Here is a 10,986-nt window from a genome sequence, read left to right as displayed (position 1 = left end):
CGTCAACGTACTCAACGTTGCGGCACCGGACACGGCATTGATCGCCGACAATCAACCGTTGCGCACCCGGGAGAGTTGCCATGGGCGCTGAAACCAGTAGTGCAAATCACGCCCGCCAAGCCGGCCTGACCCAGTCCTTGCTGCTGCTGTTGGGCAGCTGCCTGCCGGTGCTGGGCGCGGTGTTGCTGGCACCTGTTTTACCGAAGATGCAGGCGCACTTCGCCGAGGTCACCGGCAGCGCCGTGCTGGTGCCGATAGTGCTGACGCTGCCAGCGTTGATGATCGCGCTCCTGGCGCCTTTCGCCGGGGTGATTGTTGACCGTCTGGGGCGCAAACCCTTGTTGCTGGCAAGCATGGCGTTGTATGTGGTCTGCGGTGTGCTGCCGCTGTGGCTCGACTCGCTGCCGGCGATCGTCGCCAGTCGTGCGGGCATCGGCCTTGCCGAGGCGGGCATCATGACCTGCTGCACGACGCTGATGGGCGACTATTACAGCGGCGCCCGACGCGAACGCCTGTTCGCCTTGCAAATGGTTGCGACCTCGTTGTCTGCGGCGGTGTTCATCGCCCTGGGCGGCTTTCTCGGCCAAAACGACTGGCGCACGCCGTTCGCCCTGTATGCCGTGGGCCTGGTATTTCTGCCGTTGATGGCCTGGAAACTCTGGGAGCCTCAACCGCGAGCAGCCAGCGAGCAGCCTTCACCCCTCGCGGCCGTCGCGGCGGCAACCTTCCCTTGGCGTGCCCTGATGCCGATGTATGCGGTGTCCATGCTGGCGGGCCTCAGCCTGTTTATCGTGCCGGTGCAGGCGGGGTATCTGCTGAACCTGCTGCATGTGGATGCGCCACAGCAAATCGGCATGACCATGGGTGCGAACCAGTTGGGCGTGCTGGTCGGCGCGCTGAGTTTTCGGCTGTTCAGCGGCGTGCGCAGTCAGCATCTGTTGTTGATCGCCTATGTACTCGCCGGTGCGGGCGGCCTGTTGATGGCGAATGCCGCCAGTCACGCGCAGGTGGTCGTCGCCGTGTTGATCAACGGCCTGGGCATCGGTTTGATGCTGCCGACCCTGATCACCTGGATCATGGCGCAGGTCGATTTTCATCAGCGGGGCAGGGCGGCGGGCTGTTTCACTGCGGCCATCTTCGCCGGCGAATTTATCAGCCCGCTGGTGGTACTGGGTATCAGCGCCGGCGTCACGTCGGCGTTACCCCAGGCGCTGGCCGTCATTGGCTGGTTGCAGATTCTGGTGGCGCTTTTCTGCCTGGCGGTGCCGAGGCTCTGTGGTCTGACGCTCAGCGCCACCGCGTCTGGTCGCAGCACAATTGGCAATGGCCACTGAACGAGGAAAAATCATGCAAGCACTTCCAGAATTCAAACGCGTGGTCACCGGACACAACGGTAAAAGTCAGGCCGTGGTGGTCAGCAGTGGCCCGGCCGCCAACGTCTTCCCGTTAGCGGCGGTGCCCGGCACGGTGTTTCACGAGCTGTGGAGCAGCAGCGCCAGCCCGGCAGTGCTGGATAACGCCGATGACCCCACGGTAAAACCCCTGCAACTGAGCCCCGCCCCCCACGGCAGCGTGATCCGCGTGGTGGACATCCCGCCGGACAGCCTGCACAGCGCACTGAGCGCGGAAAATGCTGCGGCGGTCTTTGCCGAAATTGGCGAGTGCCAGGCCGGCACCGGCCAGACCAACGCGCGGCACAAACTCATGCACCGCACCGAAACACTCGACTACGGCATCGTCACTGAGGGCGAGGTATGGCTGGTGCTGGATGAGGGCGAGGTTCACCTCAATCGCGGCGACGTCGTCGTGCAACGCGGGACCAATCACGCCTGGAGTAACCGCACCGAAGCCATGGCACGCATGGTCTTCATCCTTCTCGACGGACGCTTTGCCGCCGAGTTCGAGCCACGCAATGACCATGGAGCTGAATGATGAAACTGGCAACCCTGAAAGACGGCAGTCGTGATGGTCAACTGGTGGTGGTGTCGAGTGACGGGCTATGGGCGCTGGATGCCAGTCACGTAGCGCCGACCTTGCAGCACGCGATCGAACACTGGAGCAGTGCCGCACCGCAGTTGCTTGCTCTGGCCAACGCGTTGAATACCGGAGATGTTGATCAACGGCTGCCGTTCGATCCAGCTCGGGCCATGGCGCCGTTGCCGCGCGCTTATCAGTGGTGCGATGGCTCGGCGTTTCTCAGCCACGGCGCGCTGATGCAAAAGGCTTTCAATCTAGAGCCCATCGACGGTGCTGAAACCACACCGTTGATGTATCAGGGCGCCGGCGACGATTTTATCGGCGGGCGTGACGACATTGCGCTGCCGAGCGAAAGTCAGGGCATCGACTTCGAAGGCGAGTTCGTGGTGTTGGTGGATGACGTGCCAATGGGCTGTTCGGCCGAGCAGGCACTGACACACATCAAACTGATTCTGCAGATCAATGACGTCAGCCTGCGCGCCTTGGCACCAAGGGAAATGCGCACCGGTTTCGGTTTCCTGCAGGCCAAACCGTCGTCCAGCTTCGCCCCTCTGGCAATCACTCCGGATGAGTTGGGCGATGCCTGGCACGACGGTCGTGTGCACCTGCCACTGCAAGTGCAATGGAATGGCCAATGGTTCGGCCAGCCGCACGGCGCGCAGATGACCTTCGATTTTGGCCAGCTGATCGCCCACGCGGCACTGACTCGCCGCCTGGGCGCAGGCACGTTGATTGGTTCCGGCACTGTGTCCAACGCCGAACGCAGTGCCGGATCGGCCTGCATTGCCGAGCGCCGGGCCATCGAGATGATCGAGCATGGCGCGGCCAAAACCGCCTACATGCGCTTCGGCGATCGCGTGCACATGGACGTACTCGGCAGCGATGGCAAGTCGTTGTTCGGGGCGATCGACCAGCGTGTCGTTCAGGCTCAAGGCTGAGGAGCGGCATATGCGTGTGTTGATTACCGGCGCCAACGGTTTTGTCGGTCGCGAGTTGGTCCGCTGCCTGTTGGCACGGGGCCGTTTGCGCGAACGGACGATCCGCGCGTTGTTGGTCCTGGATACAGAGTTACACGGCGTACCCGAGGACCCGCGAGTGCGCCGTCACCCCGGCAGCCTCAGCGACAAGACATTAATGCGTCGGGTGCTGGCCGACGGCATCGACGTGGTGTTTCATCTGGCGAGCGTTCCGGGCGGCGCCGCTGAAGACCACTATGAATTGGGTTATCAGATCAACTTGCTGGCCAGCCTTGAGCTACTCGATCAACTGCGCGACAAGGAGCGGCCGCCGGTGTTGGTGTACGCCAGCAGCGTCGCGGTGTACGGCGGCCAGTTGCCGGCGAAGATGAATGAGCACGCCGAACTGCGGCCCGAACTCTCTTACGGCGCGCACAAAGCCATGGTCGAGGCCGCTGTGATTGACCTGGGTCGACGTGGCGATGTCGACGGGCGTGCGCTGCGCCTGCCCGGTATCGTCGCCCGCCCGCGTGAGCCCAACGGATTGCGCTCGGCGTTCATGAGCGACTTGATGCGCTCGTTCGCCGAAGGCGTTGTCTATCGTTGCCCGGTGTCGCCAGAGGCCACCGCCTGGTGGATGTCGGCACGTTGCTGCGTGAATAACCTGATCCATGCGGCCGAGATGGACAGCGCCGCACAGCCTGGTCGGGTGTGGCAATTGCCGGTGCTGCATTTGTCGATCGGGCAAATCGTCGATGCCCTGGCGACGGCGTACGGCCAGGATCGCCGCCAGCTGATCAGCTACGCCGCCGACCCCGCCCTCGAAGCCTTGTTCGGGCGCATGCCTGCGCTGAAAACCCCACAAGCCCGCGCCGCCGGTTTCAGCCATGACGGCAACGCTGCCGGGCTGATTCGCAACGCCCTGAATCCCGCACCCCCACGGCACCTGCCGATCACCGGAGAGACTCTTGATGTCACAGCCAGCCAAGCCTGAGCGGCGCCTTGTCGACCTGTCGGTCACCCTCGACAACAATCCTTACACCGATCCGCCGCCGCTGCTGCCCAGGATCGATTACATGGACCATCAGCAAGGCTGGCCGGAAATGGCCGCGATGTTTCCCGGGCTGCAACTGGAGCAGATGCCCGGCAACGAATCCTGGGCCGCCGAGCGCCTTCAGATCACCACCCACAGCGGCACGCACATGGACGCGCCTTGGCATTACGCCTCGACCACCGATGGCGGGCAACCGGCTTTCGGCATCGACGAGTTACCGCTGGACTGGTGCCTGCAACCGGGGGTGAAACTGGATTTCCGGCACCTGGCGGACGGTCATGTGGTGACGGCAGCGCAGGTCGAAGCCGAACTGGCGCGCATCGACCATGTGCTGCAGCCGCTGGACATCGTGCTGGTCAATACCCGCGCCGGTGCGTTATTCGGTCAACCGGGTTATCTGGACGCGGGCATCGGCATGGGCCGCGAAGCCACGATGTATTTGCTGGAGCGTGGCGTACGTGTGGTCGGCACCGATGCGTGGAGCTGGGACGCACCGTTCAAATACACCCGCGAGAGATTCGCCGCCGGTGGCGACGCTTCGATCATCTGGGAAGGGCACAAGGCCGGACGCGATATCGGCTATGGCCAGATGGAAAAACTCGCCAACCTGGAGTCCTTGCCAGCCAGCGGCTTCACGGTGTCATGCTTTCCCTACAAGATCCGGCACGCGTCGGCAGGCTTCGTGCGCGCGGTGGCCATTTTCGAAGCCTAATCCGACTGATGCAGGCGTTCGTTCAATGACAATAAGAGAAAACCGATGGCTTTATTACGACTGCCGCTGACGGCACTGTTATGCGCGCTGAGCTTGGGCAGCGGCGCGGCCACGGCCGCCAGTCAACCCAATATTCTGCTGATTCTCGCCGACGATCTGGGGTATTCCGACCTGGGCACTTATGGCGGCGAGATCCACACACCCACGCTTGATCAACTGGCCAGTCAAGGCGTGCAATTCACCAGCATGTACGCAGCGCCGACCTGCTCGATCACGCGTTCGATGTTGATGTCTGGCACCGACAATCACCTTGTCGGACTGGGCACCATGGAGGAAGCCCTGCAGCCGTTTCAACGGGGCAAACCGGGGTATGAGGGGTATCTGAACCCGCGTGCCTACTCGGTGGCCGAAATGCTCAAGGCGGGCGGCTACGGCACGCTGATGGTCGGCAAATGGCACTTGGGGCTGGAGGCAGATCAAGGCCCGGATCGGCGGGGTTTCGAGCAGTCTTTTACCTTGCTGGAAGGAGGGGCGGCGCACTTCAAGCCATCAGCGCTTGAACCGACCAAACTCGAGCAGGTGCAGTACCGTGAAAACGGCAAACCGGTGGAGCTCCCGGCGGATTTCTATTCCACCGATTTCTACACTGACAAGCTGATCAGCTACCTGCAGAATAACCGCAAGGACGGCAAACCGTTTTTCGCCTACGCCGCCTATACCGCGCCACACTGGCCGTTGCAAGCACCCAAGGACTACCTCGACAAATACCGCGGTCGCTTCGATCAGGGCTACGACACTGTGCGCCTGGCGCGTATCGAGCGGATGAAGAAGCTCGGTTTGCTGGCCAACGACGCTCAACCGGCGCAGCCACTGCCGGCCAATCCAAAGCTGCCGGGTTGGGAGCTATTAAGTGGCGAGCAGCGAAAGATCGAAGCGCGGAAGATGGAAATCTACGCCGCCATGGTCGATAACCTCGACCACAACATCGGGCGACTGGTGGATTACCTGCGCCAAAGCGGCCAGTACGACAACACCCTGATCGTGTTCATGTCCGACAACGGCGCCGCTGGAGAAAACCATGCCCGGTTCTACCCGCCCGGCGCGCGCACCGACAACAGCTTCGCCAACATGGGGCAGGCGGGTTCGCAGATCGATTATGGCCTGCGCTGGGCCGAAGTCAGCGCCGCGCCGTTTCACTTGTTCAAGGGCACCACGGCCGAAGGCGGAATCAGTGTGCCGGCCATCATGCACTTGCCTAAAACACTGAGCCGCCAAGGCGTGGAACGGGGCGTGACACGGGTGGATGACCTGGCACCGACCTTTCTCGAGCTGGCGGGCATCGCCCTGCCAAGCGAGCAGACAGGCGAGGCGGGCAAGCACCCGATCACCGGCAAATCAATCCTGCCCATGCTCGAAGGCAAAGGCAGCCCGCACCGCGATGGCAGCCTGGCCGGAGAACTGTTCGGCAACGCTTACTACCGCGAGGGCAACCTCAAGTTGCTGGGCATGCGCCCGCAAGCAGGGTTCGGCGACCAGGCCCAGCCGCCGCAATGGCAGCTGTTCGATATCGCGAAGGATCGCGGTGAGACCCACGACCTGGCCGCGTCCCAACCGCAAACCGTCGAACGCCTCAAGGTGGCATGGATGAACTATGCCCGGCAGGTTGGTGTGGTGTTCCCGCCGCGCTAGCGCAGCAACATGGGTGAGTGCGGCACCGGAGCTTCAGTCCGGTGCCGCCTCGCAACCGCTCTCTTCAGCAACATCGTTGGGTTAGCACGAACACCTGCTCAGCCAGCCGTATTGCGCAATCGCTCGATAATTCTACGGGCACGGTTGGCCCCCACGTCGACGTGAATATCGATCATCGGACGCGTGCCGAACCGGCACATGTTCTGGTATTGCGCTTCGATCACCAGCTTGTCTTCGTCGAACGTCAGCATGGTCTGCTCGATTACTCTGGCCTTGACCGCTTCGGGATCGCTCTCAGGATTGGTGGCCATGGTCCAGAAGTAATGGCTCGATGTTTCGGTTTCCGGGGTCACGCCGTGGAAGCCGCGCATATGAAAGCCGCCGCGATCAGGGTTGTGCAGATCGTCGGTCCCGGCGTCTATCGCGCCAGTCCAGATGCGCAAGTGATTGATGTGGAATTCGATTTCCTGCCAGCGATCAATGTTGCCTTTAAACGGGTAGGCGGCGGAATAGGTCGGGGGCGGCACTGAATCGGGCATATGACGAACCACGCGAACCATCGAGTCGTCGCCGTCCACATTCATTTGCGCGTTCATGTGGATGCTCGCGTTGCCGCCGATGGTGCGCAGATGCACATAGCCCAGATGGCTCAGGTCCATGAGGTTGTCGTGGATAAGCTGATAGGGCGCATCGTAGTGATAGACATCCCCGTCGAACAGGTATTTTCCGCTGCTATGGACGTCGTACGCCGGCGGCGCGAAGGTCGGTTCCGGATGATCGGCGCTGCCGAACCAGATCCAGATTATCTGATCCACCTCGCGAACGTGATAAGCCGGCACCCTGGCTTTGCTCGGAATCTTGTCCTGGCCGGGAATCTCGATGCATTGGCCGCCGTCGTTGAACAGCAGGCCGTGATAGCCGCAGCGCAAGCCACGTTCTTCCACCGTGCCGTTGGACAGTGGCAGCGCCCGGTGGCAGCAGCGGTCTTCGAGTGCGGCAACCTGGTTATCAGCCGTGCGAAAGAGCACCACAGGTTTGTTCAGCAGCGTGCGGCCGATCGGTTGATCCTTGAGTTCCCAGCCCAAGGCTGCGACGTACCATTGATCAAGGGGAAAACTCGGCACGGCGGGCGGGGCAATCTCAAGGGCAAGGGGCAGGGTAGCGGTAGTCATGGTGTTCTCCAGCGAGCGGTCACGGCTCGGGTCAGGGTCAAAGGTCCAATACCAGGCGCGGCGATTTGGCACGTGAACAGCAAGGCGTGAACCGGTCATTGCTGGCGTGTTCTGCGGCTGTGAGGAACTGGTCGCGATGATCGGCAATGCCGTCGAGCAGGCCGGTGATACAGGTCCCGCAGACGCCTTGCTCACACGAGGACTCGATCTCGATTCCGGCCTCATCGAGCACCTCGAAAACCGTGCGGTCGGCAGGGATATAAAAAATCTGCCCGCTGCTGGCGAGCTGAACTTCGAAGGGCGTATCGCCGCGTTGATCGATCGGCGCAGCAGCGAAGAATTCTCTGTGCACCTGGTCTTCGGGCCAGCCAGCTGCCTGCGCGGTGTCGAGGATGAAACTCATGAACCCGGCCGGGCCGCATACATACAGGTGGCTCGTACGGTCCGGCGCGGCGAGCAGCGCGGCGGCAGCAAGTTTCTGCTCGGGCGAACCGCTGTCGTCGTGCAAATGCACGCGACTGGCGAAAGGCGCTTGTCCAAGCAATTGAAGAAACGCCGCGCGCTCGCGGCATCGGAAGCTGTAATGGAGCTCGAAATCCGCACCTTGCTGGTGAAGCTCATGCGCCATCGCCAGCATCGGCGTGATGCCAATGCCGCCGCCAAACAGTAAGTGGCGTTGCGCTGAGTTATCGAGCGCAAAAAGGTTGCGCGGCGCGCTGATGCTGAGCGTCTGCCCTTGGCTGATCTGCTCGTGCATCGCACTGGATCCGCCGCGTGAGGCCGGGTCCTTGAGGACGCTGATCACATATCGATGGCGCTCCCTGGAGTCATTGCACAGCGAATACTGGCGGATGAGACCGTTGGCAATGTGTATGTCGATATGCGCACCTGCTTCGAACGCTGGCAGTGGACTGCCGTCGGCAGCGCACAGCTCGAAGCTGCAAATGCCGTCGGCTTCGACTGCTTTGCGGGTGACGTTGACTTGAAGCATGAGTTCTCCCTCCACAGTGAAGTGGCTGCTGAAAAAACGAGGCGCAAAAGGGGTGGCGCGGGTGACTAATCAACCAGGAGAAAAGGCGCAGGGAAGTGGGGAAGTCGCGGACACCAGGAAGAAGCACAATTGGCGAAGGTTCATGAGCAAGACCTGATAATTATTTTTTTGAGGTTGTGCTACGGCGTATCATGCGGGCTATTGCCCGTAGCGCCTGGCGGAGTAAATCTTCAGCCTAGATGGTTGCGGTGTCAACCAATTTTAATGGTCTTCGACCTGTGGTGTTTTGTTGATGTCTACTGATACACAACTGAACCTGTCGCGCTACGTGCCCGGCCTGGTGACCTTTTTGGCGAACAAACTCGCTACGGGTGCTTCCCAGTGCTACCGCAAACATTTCGGAATTGGCGTGGTGGAATGGCGAATGCTTTCGATGCTGGCCGTTGAATCCGACATCACCGCTAACCGAATCTGCCAGGCCATCGGGCTCGACAAGAGCGCAGTCAGTCGTTCATTGCAGAGCCTGGAAGCGGCCGGGCGAATCACCAGTCAGCTTGATCCAAAGGATGCACGACGTTACACCGTGCGCTTGACCGCCAGCGGTAAAGAACTGCATGACCGGGTGCTCAAAGTGGCGCTTGAGCGTGAAGCTCGACTGCTCAGCGGCCTGTCCGCCGCAGAGGTCGACACGCTGGTTGATCTGCTCGGTCGCCTGCATCTGCAGGTGCCCAATGTGAATAGTTACGACCCGTCCGAGATGTAAGCCGGTGAGCGTTCTTCAACAGGTCGCTCCCGCCATTGTTTCACCCTGCACAATTAAGCCATGACATCTCTGCCCGTTCTCTGAACTGCCTTTGTTGGTGAAACTGATCCCACACGCAAGCGACAACTTGAGTTGCCGCAGCGCTTTCTGCAACCGGGAGATTTCCAATGATTGGCACCACTGAACCTTGCACGCGTAGCGCTTATCCAGACACTTCAATCGTGCTTCATCGCGAGCATGAAGCGGGTTTCCTGCTGCCCCAATTCATGGGCGCTCTGGCGAGCGAAACCAGCGCACAAGGGATGACAGACGGCTGCCAGTCACGCTCAGACAAGGGCCTGCTCTCAAGGCTTTTCACCTCGGTGATACAGCGCTTGTTATCCCGTGAATGAAAACCTTGTGCAGTCCTGACAGAGAACTGAAATGAGCGAGCATGCGATTACCTCCAATGAAGCATTCTTCCTGAAACAACTACCTAAGCGCATCCTGGTGGTCAGCGGTGGTTACTTCGCGATGGAATTCGCTGGCATCTTTAATGGGCTGGGAGCCGACACCCGGCTGCTGTACCGAGGCGATCTGTTCCTGCGAGGATTTGCTCAGTCAGTACGAACCCATTTGGCAACTCTCGGCACGGCGGTGGTTAGTCAGTGAAGGGGCGATATACACTGCATTTCCGTCTTTAACCTTCAGGTAACCCCATGCTGCTGAGACATCTGCGGTATTTGCTGGCAGTTGCTGACCACGGTGGCTTTACCCGGGCTGCAGAAGTTCTTCATGTGTCTCAGCCGACATTGTCGCAACAGATACGGCAACTTGAAGAAACCCTTGGCGTCAGCCTGTTTGATCGAACTTCCCGTACTGTCAGGCCCACCGATGCAGGGCTGGCCTACATCGAGTGTGCCCGTCGCGTTCTGGTGGAACTGGCGGCGGGCAAACGGGCCTTGCACGACGTTAAGGACCTGTCCCGCGGCACATTAAGGCTCGCCATGGCCCCCACTTTCATGGCGTACGTTTTGGGCCCATTAGTGCGCGATTACATCTCGCAATTCCCGAATATTCATCTGGAGATTTTCGAGCTGTCGATGGGCGACATCGAAACGGGGCTCGTCAATGATTCGCTGGACATTGCGGTTGCATTTGACCAGGTGCGCAACGCCGATATCGAATCAATCCCGGCTTTCATTGAGACACTGGGGCTGATGGTCGGCCACGCTCATCCACTGTATGACTACCAGGACGCCTTGACGTCCGAGCAACTGGCGCAACTGGATTTCGCCTTGCTGACCCCGGATTTCGCCACCCGCGTGTGTATCGACGAATACTTCGCCCGGTTGAACATCACGCCAAAGGTGGCGATTCAGGTCAACTCCGTGAATACCTTGCTGGAAGTCATCCGCAACACGGCTGTCGCTACCATCCTCCCGGAACCCATCGCCACTCAGGATCGCGCGTTGCACAAACTGGCCTTGCTCGACAGAGCGCCTCAACGTGGCGTGTCGGTGCTCAGGCGCAAGAATAACTACCACAGCGCAGCCTCGGTGGCGTTCATGGATCTGATGCTGGGATCAGCAAGCGTGAAGTAACTGGAGCGTATTGATCATTACGCCGGATGAAATGCTGGATTGTGAATTGTGGTAATTCCGCTGTTTGGAAGACAGAGGCAAGATCGCTC

The 10,986-nt window shown here is 60.6% G+C and carries 10 protein-coding genes and 1 pseudogene; 9 read left to right on the top strand and 2 right to left on the bottom strand.

All coding sequences use genetic code 11. The features are described 5' to 3' along the window. Positions 1-80 precede the first annotated feature (80 nt). From F8N12_RS14765 to F8N12_RS14740, 6 genes are read left to right on the top strand one after another with little or no spacing between them, the layout of a single operon-like run. The gene (locus F8N12_RS14765) at positions 81-1,334 is read left to right on the top strand and encodes an MFS transporter (protein ID WP_150581085.1); all 1,254 of its coding nucleotides are present in this window, start codon (positions 81-83) and stop codon (positions 1,332-1,334) included. A 13-nt stretch (positions 1,335-1,347) separates the two neighbouring features. Continuing rightward, complete coding sequence (locus F8N12_RS14760) at positions 1,348-1,932, top strand: cupin domain-containing protein (protein ID WP_150581084.1); 585 nt, start codon at positions 1,348-1,350, stop codon at positions 1,930-1,932. Beyond that, positions 1,932-2,915, top strand: a complete 984-nt coding sequence (locus tag F8N12_RS14755; RefSeq protein ID WP_150581083.1) for a fumarylacetoacetate hydrolase family protein — start codon at positions 1,932-1,934, stop codon at positions 2,913-2,915. The genes F8N12_RS14760 and F8N12_RS14755 overlap by 1 nt, the downstream gene beginning before the upstream one ends. Positions 2,916-2,925: 10 nt before the next feature. Next, positions 2,926-3,927: an NAD-dependent epimerase/dehydratase family protein gene (locus tag F8N12_RS14750; protein WP_150581082.1), complete on the top strand. Its 1,002-nt coding sequence runs from the start codon at positions 2,926-2,928 to the stop codon at positions 3,925-3,927. Next, positions 3,905-4,699, top strand: coding sequence for a cyclase family protein (locus tag F8N12_RS14745; RefSeq protein ID WP_150581081.1), 795 nt, complete (start codon positions 3,905-3,907; stop codon positions 4,697-4,699). The genes F8N12_RS14750 and F8N12_RS14745 overlap by 23 nt, the downstream gene beginning before the upstream one ends. Positions 4,700-4,744: 45 nt before the next feature. After that, a complete protein-coding gene (locus tag F8N12_RS14740; RefSeq protein WP_150581080.1) occupies positions 4,745-6,388 on the top strand; it encodes an arylsulfatase in 1,644 nt (547 codons plus the stop codon). Between the two features lie 98 nt (positions 6,389-6,486). Here F8N12_RS14740 and F8N12_RS14735 read toward each other — a convergent pair whose 3' ends face one another. Continuing rightward, complete coding sequence (locus F8N12_RS14735) at positions 6,487-7,560, bottom strand: aromatic ring-hydroxylating dioxygenase subunit alpha (RefSeq protein WP_150581079.1); 1,074 nt, start codon at positions 7,558-7,560, stop codon at positions 6,487-6,489. A 37-nt stretch (positions 7,561-7,597) separates the two neighbouring features. Continuing rightward, positions 7,598-8,551 carry a PDR/VanB family oxidoreductase gene (locus F8N12_RS14730; protein ID WP_150581078.1) on the bottom strand — a complete coding sequence of 318 codons (954 nt, stop codon included), beginning with the start codon at positions 8,549-8,551 and terminating at the stop codon, positions 7,598-7,600. A 292-nt stretch (positions 8,552-8,843) separates the two neighbouring features. Between F8N12_RS14730 and F8N12_RS14725 the strand changes: the two genes are divergently transcribed. The 3 genes and pseudogenes from F8N12_RS14725 (at position 8,844) to cynR (ending at position 10,897) form a co-directional block, all read left to right on the top strand. Beyond that, a complete protein-coding gene (locus F8N12_RS14725) occupies positions 8,844-9,314 on the top strand; it encodes a MarR family winged helix-turn-helix transcriptional regulator (protein WP_150581077.1) in 471 nt (156 codons plus the stop codon). A 429-nt stretch (positions 9,315-9,743) separates the two neighbouring features. Further along, positions 9,744-9,932, top strand: a pseudogene (locus tag F8N12_RS14720) (FAD-dependent oxidoreductase); the annotation flags it as partial. Positions 9,933-10,012: 80 nt separating this feature from the next. Continuing rightward, on the top strand, positions 10,013-10,897 hold the full coding sequence (gene cynR / locus F8N12_RS14715; RefSeq protein WP_150581076.1) for a transcriptional regulator CynR: 885 nt from the start codon (positions 10,013-10,015) through the stop codon (positions 10,895-10,897). The last annotated feature ends 89 nt before the right edge of the window (positions 10,898-10,986 follow it).

The sequence above is a fragment of the Pseudomonas fluorescens genome, from assembly GCF_902497625.1.
GTDB classification, from domain to species: Bacteria; Pseudomonadota; Gammaproteobacteria; order Pseudomonadales; family Pseudomonadaceae; genus Aquipseudomonas; species Aquipseudomonas fluorescens_BQ.
The sequence above is the reverse complement of the archived record's forward strand: the minus strand, read 5'-3'. Positions and strand labels throughout refer to the sequence as shown.